This window comes from Exilispira thermophila (genome assembly GCF_055389015.1).
This window is the reverse complement of record NZ_AP042476.1, coordinates 2,983,203-3,002,561: the sequence shown is the minus strand read 5'-3', so window position 1 is coordinate 3,002,561 and position 19,359 is coordinate 2,983,203. Positions and strand designations below refer to the sequence as shown.

Here is a 19,359-nt window from a genome sequence, read left to right as displayed (position 1 = left end):
GCAGATAATTTTATTTAAGCCAGTATATTCCATAAGGCTCTATTTGCATTATATTGTTTTTAACAATGTTATTTTTTGTTATAATATCATATTTATAATCATTAAGCCCTATTTCTTTAAGATTAATTTCAAACTTTTCAGAAGTTATATTTACAATTACAAGAACTTTAGATGATTTACCATTTTTAGAATATTCTCTTAAAATAGAAAATACTCTTTTATCAATATTAAAAATTTTAAAATTACCATTTGGATGAAAAGCAATATCTTTTCTTCTTATTCTTATCAATTTTGTTATTTCATTAAAAACTTCATATCTAAAAGATTTTTTATCCTGTAGTTGTTTTTCAATTTTTTCAAAATTAAGTTTTTCTCTGTTTATTGCTCTGTTATACCCTAATTTTTCAACACCTTCATTCCAATTATGACTGCCTAATAAACTATGAATATAAAAAGCAGGAACACCTGGCAATACCAGTGCTATTGATTGTCCAGCAATAAATCTTTTTGCATGTAATGAATCATTTTCTCCAAATTTGAATGCATCAACATATGTAATATTTAACTCATATGCACTTTTACTACCATCAGAATTGGTTTTATATGATACTCTTCCATTATTTCTTTTTACATGTTCTATTATTTTATTTAACCCTTTTTCATCTACTATCCCTTCAAGTGGTCTAACACCGATACCATCATGTGATGCTGTAAAATTAAAAAATGTTGTTTCAGATGAAGGTAATCTTAATGTTTCTACCCATTTTGAAAATAGAGTCGAATCCTTTTCAATAAAAGTATAAAGTAAAAGAGGTGGTAATGTAAAATTATAAACCATTTGTGCTTCATCATGTCCATTACCAAAATAACTTATATTTTCTTTATGTGGAACATTTGTTTCCGTAATAATAATAGTTTCAGGATTAATAGAATTAACAATAATTCTAAATAATTTAACCATATAATGAACTTGATGTAAATGTATGCATGATGTTCCTATCTCTTTCCATAAATATGCTATAGCATCAAGTCTGATTACCTGTGCACCTTTTTTAACATAGTAAATTAAAACTTCAATCATCTTTTTAAATGTATCTAAATCTTTAAAATTAACATCAATCTGATCAGCACTAAAAGTTGTCCATAACCAGACTTCTTTACCATTTTTTTTAATAAATTTAGTTAAAAGTGGTAAAGCTCTTGGCCGTACAACAGAAGTTAAATCTTCATCAGGATCAACTTCTATTGCAAGTTTTTTAAATCCCTCTTTTTCTTCAAGATAATTTTGAAACCATTCACTTTTAGAGGAGACATGATTTAAAACAAAATCAAACATTAATTTAAAATTTTCATTTATTCTTTTTACATCCTGCCAATCTCCTAATTCTGGATTAACTTTATAATAATCAATTACTGAAAAACCATCATCTGAAGAATATGGAAAAAATGGCAATATATGAACATGAGATATTATCCCTTTCAAGTACTTTTTTAAAAATTTTTCAAGCGTTATGAGAGGTTTCTCACTTTTTTCTTTCAGAGTATCTCCATAAGTAATCATATAAATATCATCATTCGAAAAATAGGAAGTTTTTTTAATCTTGTTACTTTCAATATTTTTATTCTTCTCATTATAATTAGTATCCCTATTTATATTGTTCAAATTATATTCCAGTTTATTTTCTTCAATTAGCTTTTTAACAATTTCAAATGCCTTCTTTCCCTTAGATTTACCATAAATCTTTTCAGTTAAATATTGAATAAATACATCATTTGTTTCAATTTCTTTTTTTTCCATTATTCTTCCCTCTATAAAACTATTTATATAATAATATTTTAAGAAAAAATTTTCAGATGTCAAAATATTTTTGTTTTCATTTCAAATGAAAATTTTGATAAACTTTTTATTTGAACAACTTTTTTTAAAATTAATTGTTTTTAAAATACAATTTAAAAGAAGTTAATTCCTTATCTGTATTAACAATTAAATTTCCATTAAGTTTTTTTAATGTATTTACAACAAAATTCATACCCTGACCAGTCCCATATTCTTTTGATGTATATTCTGATGTAAAATAGGGACAATTAAGACAGGATTTTTTATTAAAATTACAACCTTTACAAAACTCTATAGAAGGACCATTATTTGCAATTGTAACACAAACATAATTTCCAGTTATAGAAGATTTAATAATTATAAATTTTTTATTATGTTTATTTACATCTGTCTTTTGGTCCATACTTAAAGAATTATAAGAAATAGTATTTTTATCAAAATTAGCATCGTTTAGTTTTAAATTTTTTTCCCGATTATAATCAGGATTTATAGCTTCAATTGCATTTAAAACAATATTTTCTATTATTTGAACAAAAAAAGCAGGGATTATCTTTAAATAAATTTTCTCAAAATCACTTTCAAAATTAATTTGGACATCTAAAATTAAATCATTTAATTCTTTAAAAGATGAAATTACATTTTTTATAATTTTATTTACCTCAATTTTTTCAAAATCCAATCTTTTTTTATGATTAATAATTTCCCTGTTTGTATTCATTTTAAAAATAATATTTTGAAGATATTTTTCCTGTATACCTAGATATTGTTTCAATTTTTCTAAAATAGATGAATTATTATTTTCATTTTTTTTATTAAAATTATTAATTTGAATTTGCATTATCTTGATTGTTGAATAAATAGTATTTAAGTCATTTTTCATGTTGTGTATTAGATAAGAGTAATTCTTTCCAATATTAATAAATTGTATGTTTTCTAATATATATTTTTGAAGTTGCTTTTTCTTACTGATAATATCTTTAATTTCATCATAATATAAAACAGATACAAAAAAAATAGAAAAAATTATAAATAACATAGGTGTGAGAGATACACCCAGACTCATTTTTAAATCACCTGTTAATTGATATGCTTTAAAATAATTTGCTAAAAGAATAATAACTATATATATAAAAGTTTTTACAACAAATTTTCTTTTTAAAAAACCATATTTTAAAGCTATTAGATAAGTAAAAATAAAAAGAATAATTGAGTATATATATTCGGTCCCAATTGGACTTTCAGATTTTGAAAATAATGCTAAAACTGATGTTAAAAAAAAGATAATAATGTGTATAGATTTAAAAAATCTATTTTCATAAAAAAATGAAACTGCAATGATTATTATAAAAAGGAATAATACAGAAATAGATGGGTTTTTTACCAGTTTAAAAAAATCACCTTTATAAATTTGTATTAAAAAAATAAAATTACTTATTAAAGCTATAAATCCAATAACTATAACAAGTAATGAAATTTTCTTAAATACTGAGAGTTTTTTAATTCCTGCATTGTCAATAATTTTTTTATTCTTCATTTTTTTATATTTCATATTTGTAATTCGCTAAACTATTAACTTGATTAAATTTTACCATCCCCAGAAAGAATTTACTGCTTCTTCAGGTTTAATAATTGAATCCATTTCTGGTGACTCTATTTTAGATATTTTTTCCATATAATATTTTTTATTAGTTTCATAATCTATATCCCCCTCAGATATGGGATTATATTTACCCTCTTTTTTATCAATATCAATATCTTTTTTATGATCTTCAAGAGAAATTAAAGATAGTAAATATTTAGCTCTCTCAATTAATTTTGAATCACCACCATCAAAATTGAGTATTGCTTTAATTCTACTTTCTATGCTTTCACCTTTTTTTTGTAAAAAGATATGTTTGTTTAAAACAGCAAATACATAAACAATAAAATTTGCATAAGAATATCTCTCTGGATAATTAGATTTTACAATATAGGGAAGCATAGCAATAAGTTTAGCAACTTTGTTTTCTTTTAAGTTTTGTTTTCTGCTTTCTTCAATATTGAAATTTTTTAAAATTGTTTCTACCATTTCATCCCATTTTTTTTCATCAAAAGACATAAAATATCCCCTTTTAAATAAAATTTAATACAATAATTAATTTACTATATTAATAAATAAAATCAAATAATTCTTGACAACAGTAAAAATAAATTTATATTAAAAATAAGCCGTGGTATAGCCACCAGCCATTATATTTAGAATTAGCATATTTAATTAACATTAAATAATTTTATTAATATTTATTATTAAATTTTTTAAATACTATTAAAGGAACTTAAATGCTTGAAAACCTTAAACCCATTGAAAATGAAAGTTTAAAAAATAAATTTATTAGATACTTTGAAAACCTTATTCTTTCAGGGGAGTTTACAATAGGAACTAAATTACCACCTGAAAGGGAACTTGCAAAAAAATTAAAGATAAGTAGACCAATAATTCATGAAGGTTTGTTGGAACTTGAAAAAAAAGGACTTGTAAAAATAATACCAAGAAAAGGAACTTTCAGTAATAATTATTTAAAGGAAGGTTCACTTGAATTGCTTGAAGCTCTATTACATTATAATAATTATAAACTTGATAACAATCTTTTAGAAAGTTTTTTAGAAATAAGATTGATTTTTGAAAAACATGCTGCATCAAAAGCAGCATTAAATCGAAGTAATGAAAATCTTAAAAATCTAAATAATATTTTAAAAAAAGAACTTGAAATTATAGCTCTAATAAAAAGTAAGACAGAGAAAACAAAAATTGATAAATTAAGACTTAATATAGATAATAAACCAATTTCTATTAATGAAAATTTTGCAAAAATTGATTTTGAGTTTCATTTTGAAATTTCTCTTGCAAGTGGGAATTTTTTATTTCCACTTCTTTCAAACTCATTTAAAAAGGTTTATATCTCTATATTATCTTTTTTTTACAGTAATAAGGATGTAATAGAACCAATATATAATATGCATAAAAAACTTATCAAAGCTATCTCTGATAAAAAACCACAAATTGCAGAGAATATTATGGAAGAAATTCTTTTGTTTGGTGAGAAAAAACTAAAAGAAATATATTATAATAAAAAAAATTAATTTATTAATTAGATTCCAATTATTAAATATGTAAATAGAAAAGTAAATAAATAAATAAGCATATAAAGTAGTAAACAAATAAAAAAATAAACAAATTATGCAACAAATAAATCAGTAAGCAAATAAATATTTAAACAAAATATACTATATAAAAATTATTAAGAATTATTGTTATTAAACAGGAAAAAAGATGGAGAAATCAAATTTTAAATTAAAACAAAATCTAGATAATATTCATAAACTTTTAATTAAAAATGGTTTACAAAACATTACACTTGATATTTCTAAAAAATCTATAGTTTTAAGTGGAAAAGTAAAAACATTAAACCAGAGAAACAATGCTGGATTTCTTGCTGCAAATAGAGGATTTAAGGGTGTTGTTAATGAAATTGAGATTGAAGGTTTTGAAAAAAATAGGGTATCAAAACCGCAAATGTCTGATAATAAACTTTCAAACAAAGAATTTGATATAACAATTATTGGTGCAGGGGTAATAGGATGTGCTATAGCACGTGAACTATCAAAATATTCACTAAAAATAGCATTAATAGAAAAGGAAAATGATGTTGCTAAACATCAATCTTCCAGAAATGATGGAATGATTCATCCTGGATTTGCGCCACATCCAGGAACAAAAAGAGCATATTTTAATGTTTTAGGTAACCAGCTTTATGATAAGTTAACAGAAGAGTTAAATGTTCCATTTAAAAGAACTGGAGAATTTATTTTACTTGGTTCAAATACATTAAAATTATTAACCCCTTTATTTTACAAAAGAGCTATTCAAAATAATATAAAAGATTTCAAATATTATAGTAAAAAAAAGATAAAAGAAATTGAACCTCATTTAAATGATAAGTTTCATGCTGGATTTTACATTCCAAGTGCAGGTGTACTTAACCCTTTTGAACTAACTATTGCATTAGCTGAAAATGCTATTAACAATGGAGTTGAACTTTATCTTAATACATTTGTATATGGATTTGAAAAATACTTTAATAAAATAAATTTGATTAAAACAAATAGGGGTAATTTTAGATCAAAAATAATTATAAATGCAGCCGGGTTATATAGTGATTATATTGCAGAACTTGCTGATGATAAATTTTTTACAATTCATCCAAGAAAAGGGGTTGATGCAATTCTTGATATTAAAACTGGTAAATTTCAAAAGCATGTTGCAGCAGTAATTAATTTTCATTCACTTTTTTCTAAAACAAAAGGGGGTGGAATTGTACCTACTATAGAAGGAAATTTGTTAATTGGACCAACTGCACAGGAAACTTATTATAAAGAAGATTACTCTACAAGTAAAAATCATATTGATAAATTGATTGAAAAAATGAAATTAAATAAAAAACTTTCACCTTCCCAGATAATTACCTATTTTGCCGGGAATAGAGCATGTACTTATGAAGAAGATTTTATAATTGAAAAATCTGAAAATATACAAAATTTAATCCATGTAGCAGGGATACAATCACCTGGCCTGGCATCAGCTCCAGCTATTGCACAATATGTTGAAAAATTATCTATCAATATGCTACAAAATTTATATTATAATGCTGGAATTAAAGAAAATCCTTATTTTAACCCTAAAAGAAAAATAATTCCAAGATTAAATACACTACCCTTAATTGAAAGGGAAAAACTAATAAAGAAAAACCCATTATATGGAAAGATTATATGCAGATGTGAAGGTATTTCTGAGGGGGAAATTATCGATGCATTAAACTCACCAATACCAGTTACAACTTTAGACCAAATTAAAAGAAGGACCAGAGCACAAACAGGTAGATGCCAGGGAGGTTTCTGCACTCCAAGAATTATGGAATTAATTTCAAAACATAAAAATATTAAAATGACTGAAATAACTAAAAAAGGGGATTCATCATTTATTCTATTAAAAGAAACAAAAAAAGATATACAATATTCAACAAAAAAATTGAATTAACTATAAAGTAAAAAGTTAAATAAAAATAAAATAAAAATAAAATAAAAATTAAAATAAAAATTAAATGAAAATATAATAAAATAAGATTAAAATAAAAATACAAAGAATAATGATACATAAATTAAAATTGAATAGATTAAAATAATATAAAATATAAAAAGAGATAAATATTTCTGAACAATACAATATTTATATAATAACTTTAATCAATTAAGAGGTAATAAATGGATAATACATATTTTTATAATGTAGTTGTAATTGGTGGAGGACCAGCAGGATTGGCTGCAGCAATTGAAGCAAACAAAAATATTGACAATATAGCAATTATTGAAAGGGAAAATAAACTTGGAGGAATATTAAAACAATGTATACATGATGGATTTGGAATTATTAAATTCAAAAAAAAATTAACAGGTCCTGAATATGCAAATATTTTTATTGAAAAAGTTAAAAACCAGAATATTGATATTTTTAAAGAAACTTTTGTACTTGAAATTGAAAAAATTTCTTTTTCTGAATCCAGCAAATTCAAAAATAAACCAAATTTTTTAAACAAAAATAAAACAGTTGAATTTAAAAATAATATTAAAAATAATATTAAAAATAATATTGTAAGTTATAAAAACAATCTTTTTAAATTAACTGCTGTAAATAAACAAAAAGGGATATTTACTATTTATAGCTTTGCACTTATAATGGCTACAGGATGCAGAGAAAGAACTTCAAAACAGATTTTTTTACATGGAACAAGACCTGCTGGTGTTTATACTGCGGGTTTAGCACAATACTTTATTAATATTCAGGGATATCTTCCAGGAAAAGATATTGTAATTCTTGGGTCAGGTGATATTGGATTAATAATGGCAAGGAGATTAACTTTAGAAGGTGCCAATGTAATTGGTGTTTATGAAATTAAACATGAACCATCAGGATTAACCAGAAATATAGTGCAATGTCTTAATGACTATAATATCCCTTTACACCTTGGTAAAACAGTTACAAAAATTCATGGTAAAAATAGAGTTGAAGCTGTTTCAATATGTAATACTGATGAAAATTTACAACCAATAACCAAAACAGAACAAATTGTAAAATGTGATACATTGATTTTATCAGTAGGTTTGATACCTGAAAATGATATACTTGACAATTTAGGAGTAACCCTTTCCAATGTTACAAAGGGACCTGTTGTTGACCAAACCTTAATGACAGAAATTCCAGGACTTTTCTCATGCGGTAATAGCCTTCATGTAAATGATTTAGTTGATTATGTTACTGAAAGTGCAGAAATTGCAGGATTTCATGCTGCTAAATATTGTATTGCTGAAAACAATATAGATAATTATGAAGATGTTAAGTTAAAAAGGAAAGTTGTTGATATTAAATTCTCTGATAAAATATTATATGTTGTTCCCCAAAAAATAAATTTAGATATCAAAGAAAAATTTCCATTTTTTTTCAGAAGTAAAGAAATTTATAAAAATAAAACTCTGGTAATTAAAACTGATAATAATAAAATTTTATTTAAAAAAAGATTTTTAAAATTAAAACCACCTGAAATGGAAAGAATTGAATTATCAATTGAAAAATTACCACCTGAATGTAATTTTATCTATTTTGATTTAATATAAAGATTACAAAATCAATATTAGAATATAAAGTAAAAAACAAAAATATAAGTATATAATCATGTAAATAAAAAAAACATGATAAAATATCTTTTATAAAGAGAAATAGGTTTTATTAAATAATATATAAGATTAAAAATAATTTACTATTCTGGAGATAATAGAAAATGAAATTTATTGAAAAAAAATTTATATGTATTCAATGTCCTCTAGGCTGTAATATCAATGTGAAACTTGAATTAAATGATAACAATAATAAATCTAAAATGACTAATTTTAAAATAATTGAAATTTCTGGGAATAAATGTCCTAAAGGGGAAGAATACGTTAAAAATGAAATTATAAATCCTCAAAGAATTATAACTACAACAGTTGCAACAATCTTTCCTGAATTCCCACGATTACCAGTTAAAACTGATAAAGAAGTTCCATTGAAAATGATTTTTAAATACATGGATGTTATAAACAAAATTATAGTGAAAAAAAGGGTTAAAATAGGTGAAATTGTTAAAAAAAACATTCTTGGAAGTAATGTTAATTTAGTAGCTACATCCAATATTGATGATATCAATAGTAAAACAATAAACAATAAATAATAAATAATAAATAAATATAATTAAATAAATATTAAATAATAAGCCTTAAACAACCATGCTATAAATAAAAGTGTGTAAAAGAGAAAAAAGGTTGCTTAAAGCAAATAAATAAAAAAATATTAAAAGATTATTAATAAAATTAAGACAACTTAAAGGAGATAGTAAAATGAATAAATATGTTTTATCAATAGATTGTGGTACTCAAAGTTTAAGAGCATTAATCTTTAACAATAAAGGGGAATTAATAGTAAAATCCAAGATTGAATATGAACCTTATTATAGTAAAAAACCAGGATATGCAGAAAAAAATCCAGAAAATTATTATAATAGTTTACTTATCGCTCTAAATGAGATTAAAAAGCACAAACCAGATATTTTTTCTAAAATTGAAGGTATAGGGATCACAACACAAAGAGATTCATTAACTTTTGTTGACTCTAAAGGAAAACCTGTTAGAGATACTATTTTATGGTTAGACCAGAGAAAAGCAAAACCTGTTTACAAACCTGATATTTTTATGAACCTTGCTCTATCAATTACAGGATTAAAAGAAGCTATAATGATAACACAGATAGACGGAAAAACAAATTGGGTTAAGCAAAATGAACCTGAAAATTGGGAAAAAATTTATAAGGTTTTGCAAATTTCAGGATATTTAAATTTTAAACTAACTGGAAATTTTAAAGATTCAATAGCTTCTCAAATAGGGCATATCCCTTTTAGTTATAAAAAACTAAGATGGTGTAATACTCAAGAGCTAAATTATAAACTTTTTCCAATAGAAAAAGAAAAATTACCAGAACTCATTGAACCAGGTAAAATTATTGGATATATAACTGATAAAGCAGCTACAGAAACTGGATTAAAAAAAGGGTTGCCTGTTATTGCAACTGGATCTGATAAAGGTTGTGAAACAATAGGTATGGGAGTTATAAATCAATCAAAAGCAAGTCTTAGTTTTGGAACAACTGCAACAATTCAAACAACTTCTTCAAAATATTTTGAACCAATTAAGTTTATGCCTGCATACCCTGCTGGTATAAAAGGATATTATAACCCTGAAGTTGAAATTTTTAGAGGATACTGGATGATTAAATGGTTTAAAGAGGAATTTGGGTATAAAGAAGTACTTGAAGCTAAAAAAAGAGGAATTTCAGCAGAGGAAGTTTTAAATGAATATTTAAAAGAAATACCTGCAGGTTCTCTTGGATTGGTTGTTCAACCGTACTGGACCGCTGGTTTAAAAACACCTTCAGCAAAAGGGGTTATTTTAGGGTTTGGGGATGCTCATAAAAAAGGTCATGTTTATAAAGCTGTAATTGAAGGACTTGCATATGCTTTGCTTGAAGGGAAACACAAAATTGAAAAAGCATCTAAAACTAAAATTAACCTTATTACTGTTTCTGGTGGCGCTTCTCAAAGTGAGCAAATATGTCAGATTACAGCAGATATTTTTAACCAACCAATTTTAAGAGGGCAAACCTTTGAAACCTCAGGTCTTGGTGCTGCTATTATTACTTTTACCGGTCTTGGGTTTTATTCAACAATAAATGATGCAATTAAAAATATGGTAAAATATCAAAAAGAATTCAAACCAATTGCTGAAAATGTTGAAATTTATCATAAAATTTATAACAAAATTTATGTAAAAATTTATAAAAAACTTCAAAAGCTTTACAAAGAGATAAGAGCCATAACTGGTTATCCAGAAATTGTATAAATCAATAATTACACTATAAATTAACAAATAAAAAAATGAACAAATAAAGATATTAAAATATAAATTAACAATTAAATAAATTAACAAATAAATATATTTAAATATAAAATCAGAATAAGGAGAATTTAAAGTGAAAAGAAAGAAAAGGTTTGAACCAGAATGGTTTGAAGGGGTATTACCTCCTAAATCATACAGATCAATTTTTAAATGGGGTGCAAAAGATGAATATAAGCATCCAAATTATGAGCTTTTTAAACTTATGAAAAAAACTTTTAATTTAACTGATAAAGATTTTGAAAAACCTATAAATTTAGGTCTTGATGAAATTGATACTGAAATTCCGGTAAAATTAGATGAACATCATATCAATTTCTTTAAAAACCTTTTAGGTGATGATAATGTTTCAACTGATACTTATGTAAGAGCATCTGTAGCTTACGGAAAAACAATGATAGACCTTTTTAGATTAAGAAACAAAATACTTGAAAATCTTCCTGATATAGTTCTTTATCCTTCAAATAAAGAAGAAATTTATAAAATAGTCACTTACTGTAATGATAACAACATTAATATTTATGTATTTGGAGGAGGTTCCTCTGTTACAAGAGGTGTAGAACCTGTTAAAGGTGGTATAACTTTAGATTTAAGAAAAAATTTTAATAAAATATTGAAGGTTAATGAACTTAATCAAACTGTAACTGTACAACCAGGAATTGATGGACCAACACTTGAAAAATCACTTAATAATGCAAAAGAATTATTTAATACAAAACATAACTATACATGTGGCCATTTTCCACAATCTTTTGAATATTCAACTGTTGGTGGATGGGTGGTAACAAAAGGAGCAGGACAAAATTCAACTTACTATGGAAAAATCGAACATATTGTAATTGCACAGGAATATATCACTGAAAAAGGGGTTATAAAAACTTTAGAATTCCCTGCTGATGCAACAGGCCCTGACATTGATCAGATAATGATGGGGAGTGAAGGAACTTTTGGAGTCCTTACAGAAGTTACTCTTAAAATTTTCAGGTATATGCCAGAAAACAGAAAATATTTTAGTTTTATATTCAAAACATGGGATGATGCAAAGAATGCATTGCGTGAAATCATGCAATCAGAATCAGGATTCCCATCTGTATGCAGATTATCAGATCCTGAAGAAACAGATGTTGCTCTAAAACTTTATAATGTTGAAGGAACTATTTTAGATAAAATTATTTCAATAAAAGGTTATAAAAAAGGGGAAAGATGTTTATTTTTAGGAACATCTGATGGTTCAAAAGATTATACAAAAATGGTTAAAAAAAATGTTAAAAGGATTTGTAAAAAATATAATGCAATGTATACAACAGGACTGGTAGCAAAAGAATGGGAAAAAGATAGGTTTCGTGATCCATACCTAAGAGAAGATTTAATGGATTATGGGATAATAATAGATACACTTGAATGTTCTATAAACTGGGAAAATCTTGAACATATTCACACAAAAGTAAGAAATTTCATTAAATCACGACCTCAAACTATTTGTATGAGCCATATGTCACATTTATATCCACAGGGAGGGAACCTTTATTTTATATTTATAGGTAAATTTGAAATGGAAGGGTTTGAAAAATTTCATGCTGGTATATTACAAACTATTCAAGAATCAGGTGCAACAATGAGTCATCACCATGGAATTGGAAAACTTTTTGCACCATGGCTTGAAAAACAAATTGGTAAAAATCAATATGAAATATATAAAGTGTTAAAAAATCATTTTGATCCAAATAACATATTTAATCCAGGGGGTACATTGGGCTTTGATGGATTTATAAATGATTTTAAAAAAAATGGATAAATAAATTCATTAAATCAATATTATCTATGCAATATTTATTTAGGTTATTTTAATAGATTTTCTATTTTAATATATTTTTTATTTTATTTAAATATTCTGTTTCCATTTCAAATACTTTTGAATTAAATTTTTCTTTTTGATAAGGTGAATTAATATAGTTTTCCACCATATTGATATATCTTTTCTCATAACTATCCCGAACTTCTTTTATGTTATCTAAAAATATATTATAGTTTTTTATTAACATATTTGAAATTTCATAATTTTTTTCAAAATACTCTTTTTTAAAATAATGTTGTAAACTATCATCAAAAAGCACTGGTTTAAACAACGAAACACATGGATTTTTAGAACCTGTAAACCATACTAAAAATTGCTTTTCTTTATGAAAATCAGCATTATCTATATATTGAACAACCATTGATGAAGTTGTTTCAGAATCAACCAATTTTGAGTGGACACAAATTTGTGCCATTGAATTCTTTAATTTTGTTCTCTTTATGTTTGAATAATTATTATTTTTACCTTTTTTATAAAATAGTTTTACATCGTCAACATGAGATCTTAACAATTTAAAAACTGAAGTAATATCGTTTTTGTTTTCATTTTCAAAATAGTTATATTTTATAAAATCATTAGTATAATTATGTCTCAAATCCCCTTTTGCAACCAAATCAAATAACTTAATCTCATAAGTATCTTTAAAAGATAAAGATTTTTTAAATTTTTTATTTTTTAATGTATTTTCATCTACTTTATTAAAATCTTTTTTAATTGTATAAGAATTTGAAATTGTTAATACTCCTTTATCTATCATTTTATATGCCCAATGTTTTCCAGAAGTTTCAAAAACATATAAACTATTGAAATCTTGAATTAAATATGAATTATGGTATTTCATATTGTGTTTAAAACCACCTGATCCTCCCTGGACATAATTTTCAATTAAATCAATTCCGATTTTCAATGCTTCTTCTGCTGTTTTTGCATTTTGCAACATTATTCTTAAAATGTCCATCCCTATAAGTCCATCTTCTGGAAGTTTCTCAAATGAAAAAACTGCCTCATTCCCTATTGCAACACCATATTCATTTACTCCCATCTCAGCACCCCATAACCAGTTGGGTTGGGACAATAAAACTTTATAATTATTATTATACTTTTTTAATGCTTCATGAAGAATTTTTAAGTTGTTTTTTAAATATTTATCTTTTTTAAATCCAAGTTCATTATCTAAAATAAATTTATAAAATTTATTAAAATCAGTAAGATATTCATTATTTAAATAATTGTAATTATTAAAATTATTACTACCAACTTTTTTTTGATCATTAAATATGCAATTTTTTAATTGCAATACCTGAAGTTCAACAGGTTCTCTATCTGAATTTTTAGCAAAAATTCTAAAACCTGTATTTTTATTAATAAACCCCATTGAATCACACATTTTTTCCCCTATACAAGTAGTTATTTATATATGAAAAAATCTTTTATATTTTAATCTTTTTTTTAATTTAAAATGCATATACAAAAACAAAAGAGCAAAAGGAACTAATATTGAAGCTACAATTAAAGACCAGTTTAATATAACTTTTTTCAAAACATAAAAATTTATTAAAAAATCAAGACCAAGACTAAAAATACTTATGAATAGGAAAAAATAAGCAATAATATTCCACCCTTTTTCTTTTGATTTTCGTGAAATAAAAACAAATAACCCTGTACAAATATAAAAAAGCAAAGTAGCAGGTAAACCAAGAGTAAAAAACCAATTATCACTTTTATCAAATAGATCCATTACAAATAAAAATAAAAGTATTTCAAAAAGGGTTTGGACGCCAACTACAAAAGGTTTTTTATAATAATAAATAATTGAAGTTAACAAAAGCCATGCAAATACAATTGATGCTAAAGGATATTTTGTCCAGGAAGTTTTACCAATAAATCTAAATTCTATAATTAATATAATAGAAAAAGCAATTAAGAATATAACTGAAGTAAATAACCAGAAAAGCCTTAAACTTAAAGCATTTTTTTTCCTTTCTTCAATAATTATTTCTTCATCATGTTCAACTTTTTCTCTTTTTTTATCAGGGAACAATTTTTCATCTTCAGTAATATTAATTTCTTTTACAAGTTCATGCCCACATATAGGACATTTTGTAAATGAATTATTAACTTTAATTTTACAAACTGGACAATAAGCCATAGCTGAATCTCCCAATCTTATTTTATTATAGTAAACAATAATTTTTTTAATGATTTTTTAATCTTTTTAATAATTTATATTAAATTCTAAAAATATTGTTAATTAATAAAATTTACATTTGTTTATAAAAATAATATTTAAAAAATTAAATTATATTTAGCAATAAAAATACAATTTAATTTATAGTATTTAATTAATAATGTATTATTAACTATATTCATAATTTGTATTAATCTCAATATTCAATCCAAATTTCTTTAAATTATCAATAAATACCCTTTCATAAATTGTAGAATGATAAATTCTACCAAAATTTATAGATAAAATATTTTCAAAACCAATAACACCAGCTCCAATTTTTGTACCAATAGCAGGGGCAGGTATAAAATCAAAATTTTTTATATATTTTTTCATCCTTTCATCTATTTTAACACTTCCAAGGTTTGACATTGAAGATGTAAAAGGTTTGTCTGCAAAAATTCCATATGCAATTTTTAATACAAAATCTTTTATTAAAAGTGGCATCCCTCTAACAATAGGGTTATATTGAGAATTTACATTTCTTGTTAATTCTGGTAGAAAATCCTTATTATTAGCATGAAGTCTAATAAAATGATGAACAATTTTAAAAATCTCTTCAAAACTGTATTCTCCTAATGCAGGGTCAATTGCAGGAGAAACAATAAAAGCAAAATTTTTAAAAGAATCTGATTTATAAAATTGTCTTAAATTTACAGGAACTACAGCTCTTATTTTATATTTATCATGCTTTCTATATTTAGGTGGTAAACTTCTATAAATTTGCTGGAAAGAATATATAAAATTTGTTACTAAAAAATCATTTATTGTCCCTTTAAAACTTTTAGCTACATTTTTTACCTCTTTTGTATCAAGCAAAATTTGAGTTATATAATAGAAAAAAGGTTTAACTACTTTAAAAGGAAGTTTCCATCCTCTATCCTTTTTTTCTGGTTTTCTTTTAGTAATATTTTTAAATCTTTTAAAAGGATCTAAAAACTCATCTTCATTATCAATGTTAAAATTATAAATCTCATTTTCATAATTATCAAAAGGACCATGCATAATGTTTAAATATTCAATAACTATCGCCTTCAAAAAAACGAGAGCTCCAAATCCATCTGTTAAAGCATGAGTTGTTTCTATGGAAATTCTGTTTTTATAGGGGATAATTCTAAAAAGAAATCTATTTTTTCTTATTTTTAAATCTCTACATGGGTAACAAAATTCAGGTTCTGGAAAAGGTAATCTATCTGTGCGTTCAAAATAATACCAGAAAAAACCTTTTTTTAAAAACACCTGGAAATAATGAAACTTTTTAATAGCTTTGTTCAAAGCTTCTTTTAAAGCATCATAATATACAATTTCTTTTAAAGTAACAGAAATTCTAAAGACATTTGGATCTTTCTCAGAAATAACAGAAGGAAATATTGTTGCAGCATTATCAAGTTTAAACCAGCTTTTCAATATAAGCTACCCCTTCTTTACCAAACATTTTAATTATTAATGGTTTTTTACTCTTAAAAATAATAATATTTTTAAATTCTTTTTCAATCTCTAATGAATTAATCCATTCAAAGTCAATAAAATTATCCTTTTTATTAAAAGGGATATAAAAATACCCAATATTTGAAGAAATAAGGTTATGGAAAAAATGTGTTCCCTGAGAAGCATCAACTTTAAAATCTTCAAGTTCTATTTCTACAATTGTTGATACCATGCTAATATCTGCCCAGCGTATAGGAATACCTAAGAATCTATCCCGAGATCCCCACCTTCCAGGACCTATTAAAATATATCTTTCCCCTTTTTCTTCCATTAGCTTATTAATTATTTTAATTTGCTCTTTTATTTCTAAAGTTATTGTATTATCAAATTCTTTATTTTTAACCATAACAATATAACGGGTATCTTGAATAATACCATTCCCCATAGCTTTAGTCGAATAAAGAAAATGTTTTTTAATATCTGGTTGATCTTTAACCATATTTGATTTTGTTTCAAATGTTGAAATTGGTCTAATTTGTAATACATAAAACTTAGCATTTATGTTATAATATTTATCTTCTTCTAAAGTAATAGCAAATTCAATTTCAACTGGAAGACCAAGAGCAATTTTACCTATTTCAAGAATAAAATTTAAAACATCAGAAAGTGGAAATATATTATATTTAACCACATCAGCAAAAGTTAAAACTTTTTGACCAGGATACTTTCCCCCATCTCTTAACCTGAAATCTACAGGGTCCCAATATGAAACAATATGATTGAGAGTATTGTCTTTTTCTGCTTCTTCAAGTGGAAGCCTCTTTAATGTTGCATCTTCCCCCTTTGTAAGGTCAAATTTACTGTTATCAAGACATAAAGTAAAAAATTCTGTTTGTGAATTTTTTACTATATCTTCAGGAGCTAATGTTAAAAGTTTGGGATATTTTGGACAAAATCTAAAAGAATTTTCTCCATTCACTACCCATTGCCCTAATCCTAGAGCAAGATAACATGTCCCATCCTCTGGTTTTAAATAAGAAGTTGGATAAAAATTGTAAGATTGAGCAACTCCTGAAATATCTGGATAATACCTTTTTCCATGTTGACGCCCAACAACCGTTTGAATTATCACTGCCATTTTCTCTTCTTCAAGTCTAAAATTGCTTGACTTCATATATTGTTTTGTATTTTTCAAAAATACAGAAGAAAAAACAAGCTTTATAGCATCTTTTAAGTGTTTAAGTCTCACATTATCATCAGGATTATTATTTGGTAACATAAAAGTTTCATAAATACCAGCAAAAGGTTGCGAAACTGAATCTTCCAGCAATCCTGAAGATCTTACAGTAATTGGTGTTTTAACATTTTTAATAAAAATCTTTAACTTTTCACAAAGATTTTCTGATAATTTTCCATTAAGAAACATTTTTTTAATTTTGTCATCACTCAATTCTTCTACAAGTAACTTTTCTTTTAAATTATTTTGCACAAGAAATTGGTCAAATTCCCCTGTTCCTATAAAAGCTGTAAATGGGATTTTTATTTTAACATTTTCAAATTTATCTTCAAGTTCCATAGTAGTAAATAAAGCATTTAAAAATGCAATACCCCGTCCTTTACCACCAAGAGACCCCTCTACCATTCTAACAAGTTCATTGTCAGTAAAGCCTCTACTCATATCAAAATCAACAATTCTACCTTTAATCTTCTGCATCCTTATTTCTTTAAAAACATTTACTAAAAATTCTCTAACCTCTTCAATACTTCCAAAATCATTAACTGTTAAAGGCCTAATTTTTTGAGCAACCAGTATTTCCCCCCTTGCAATTAACCATGCTGAAAAATCATTTCTTTTTGTATGATATAAAAGAGAATCAGAGTTTATGTTTTTTAATTTTTGTTCGAATTCAATTAAATTCGATACTCTATCAATTTCTTCCCCTTTGCTATTCCTGAAAATAAAATCACCAAAACCAAGATAATCTCTAATAAATAAATCCAGGTCCTGTAATAATGATTTTGAAAATTTATGAAGAAACTTTACATTCAGTTTATCAGCTTTTGTTTTATGTTCTTTATTTGAAGATAATAATATTATTGGAAATCCACAACCCCGTTCCCTGATAAAATTGGTTAACATAAATCCTGCATTATCATTAAGTTGGTTATTTACAGGATACCTGACATCTGAGACTACACATAAAATGTAATCTCTATACCTTTTACAAATATTAATAGCGCTTTCATAATCATGAACAAGGATCACTTTAGGGATTGTTCTCATTCTATAATTTTTCTGTATATCATTTAACTCTTCCGATATTAATTTCTGAGTTTGAGCTACAAGTCTTTTATAAAGTATTGGCAAAAATTTTGAATAATAATAAATACTATCTTCTACTACCAGAATTACCCTTACAAGCCCTTTTTTAGTATCATAATCAATATTTTTTTTATCTTCAACATATTTTAATATAGCCAGAAAAATATGAGAATCACCATTCCATAAAAAAACATCATCAATTGATGTTAATAATTTTCTATTCTTATTAATATAATCAATATCACTTCTGGAATTTAAAAGAAGAATTATAGCAACGTCTGGATATTTTTCCTTAATCTTGTCTGCCATTTTGAATGGAGTAATTTCTCCAATTCTCATGGTTGTAATAACAAGGTCATAATCATTTTCATCTATTTTTTTTAAAGCTTCTTCACCGGTTGGCACTGCATTTATCTCTGGTAAGAGAGATAAATTTAATTTATGATATTCTCCAAAAATTTGATCTGATAATCTACCATCTTCTTCAAAAATGAATGCATCATAAAATGTAGAAACAAGAAGAATGTTTTTAACTCTAAATTTCATTAATTTGTGGAATATTTCTCCACCATATCTAAATTTGTTATAATAATGATAAAGTTCTTTTACTTCCATAT

General features: G+C 24.9%; 13 protein-coding genes. 6 read left to right on the top strand and 7 right to left on the bottom strand.

Translation table 11 applies throughout. The annotated features are described in order from the left end of the window. Positions 1 to 10: 10 nt before the first annotated feature. From ACZ5EC_RS12760 to ACZ5EC_RS12750, 3 genes are all read right to left on the bottom strand, one after another. Positions 11 to 1,798, bottom strand: coding sequence for a sugar phosphorylase (locus ACZ5EC_RS12760; RefSeq protein ID WP_464302865.1), 1,788 nt, complete (start codon positions 1,796 to 1,798; stop codon positions 11 to 13). Positions 1,799 to 1,928: 130 nt separating this feature from the next. Then, positions 1,929 to 3,371 carry an ATP-binding protein gene (locus ACZ5EC_RS12755; protein ID WP_464302864.1) on the bottom strand — a complete coding sequence of 481 codons (1,443 nt, stop codon included), beginning with the start codon at positions 3,369 to 3,371 and terminating at the stop codon, positions 1,929 to 1,931. A gap of 51 nt (positions 3,372 to 3,422) precedes the next feature. Then, positions 3,423 to 3,935, bottom strand: coding sequence for a hypothetical protein (locus ACZ5EC_RS12750; protein WP_464302863.1), 513 nt, complete (start codon positions 3,933 to 3,935; stop codon positions 3,423 to 3,425). Positions 3,936 to 4,156: 221 nt separating this feature from the next. Between ACZ5EC_RS12750 and ACZ5EC_RS12745 the strand changes: the two genes are divergently transcribed. The 6 genes from ACZ5EC_RS12745 (at position 4,157) to ACZ5EC_RS12720 (ending at position 12,704) form a co-directional block, all read left to right on the top strand. Beyond that, positions 4,157 to 4,957 (top strand): FadR/GntR family transcriptional regulator, encoded by an 801-nt coding sequence (locus tag ACZ5EC_RS12745; protein ID WP_464302862.1) that lies wholly within the window; start codon positions 4,157 to 4,159, stop codon positions 4,955 to 4,957. A gap of 190 nt (positions 4,958 to 5,147) precedes the next feature. Then, entirely contained in the window at positions 5,148 to 6,911 is a 1,764-nt protein-coding gene (locus tag ACZ5EC_RS12740; protein WP_464302861.1) for an FAD-dependent oxidoreductase, read from the top strand. A 224-nt stretch (positions 6,912 to 7,135) separates the two neighbouring features. After that, positions 7,136 to 8,542: an NAD(P)/FAD-dependent oxidoreductase gene (locus ACZ5EC_RS12735; protein ID WP_464302860.1), complete on the top strand. Its 1,407-nt coding sequence runs from the start codon at positions 7,136 to 7,138 to the stop codon at positions 8,540 to 8,542. Between the two features lie 164 nt (positions 8,543 to 8,706). Continuing rightward, on the top strand, positions 8,707 to 9,135 hold the full coding sequence (locus ACZ5EC_RS12730) for a DUF1667 domain-containing protein (protein ID WP_464302859.1): 429 nt from the start codon (positions 8,707 to 8,709) through the stop codon (positions 9,133 to 9,135). A 166-nt stretch (positions 9,136 to 9,301) separates the two neighbouring features. Further along, positions 9,302 to 10,855, top strand: coding sequence for an FGGY-family carbohydrate kinase (locus tag ACZ5EC_RS12725; protein ID WP_464302858.1), 1,554 nt, complete (start codon positions 9,302 to 9,304; stop codon positions 10,853 to 10,855). A 130-nt stretch (positions 10,856 to 10,985) separates the two neighbouring features. Continuing rightward, positions 10,986 to 12,704: an FAD-binding oxidoreductase gene (locus ACZ5EC_RS12720; RefSeq protein WP_464302857.1), complete on the top strand. Its 1,719-nt coding sequence runs from the start codon at positions 10,986 to 10,988 to the stop codon at positions 12,702 to 12,704. A gap of 61 nt (positions 12,705 to 12,765) precedes the next feature. Here the strand turns inward: ACZ5EC_RS12720 and ACZ5EC_RS12715 are convergent, their stop codons facing one another. From ACZ5EC_RS12715 to ACZ5EC_RS12700, 4 genes are all read right to left on the bottom strand, one after another. Then, positions 12,766 to 14,151 carry a carcinine hydrolase/isopenicillin-N N-acyltransferase family protein gene (locus ACZ5EC_RS12715; RefSeq protein WP_464302856.1) on the bottom strand — a complete coding sequence of 462 codons (1,386 nt, stop codon included), beginning with the start codon at positions 14,149 to 14,151 and terminating at the stop codon, positions 12,766 to 12,768. 24 nt (positions 14,152 to 14,175) lie between these two features. Continuing rightward, complete coding sequence (locus tag ACZ5EC_RS12710; RefSeq protein WP_464302855.1) at positions 14,176 to 14,913, bottom strand: hypothetical protein; 738 nt, start codon at positions 14,911 to 14,913, stop codon at positions 14,176 to 14,178. Positions 14,914 to 15,120: 207 nt separating this feature from the next. Beyond that, positions 15,121 to 16,398: a condensation domain-containing protein gene (locus tag ACZ5EC_RS12705; RefSeq protein ID WP_464302854.1), complete on the bottom strand. Its 1,278-nt coding sequence runs from the start codon at positions 16,396 to 16,398 to the stop codon at positions 15,121 to 15,123. Next, the gene (locus tag ACZ5EC_RS12700) at positions 16,382 to 19,357 is read right to left on the bottom strand and encodes a PEP/pyruvate-binding domain-containing protein (protein WP_464302853.1); all 2,976 of its coding nucleotides are present in this window, start codon (positions 19,355 to 19,357) and stop codon (positions 16,382 to 16,384) included. Before ACZ5EC_RS12700 ends, ACZ5EC_RS12705 begins: the two co-directional genes overlap by 17 nt. Between the last annotated feature and the right edge of the window lie 2 nt (positions 19,358 to 19,359).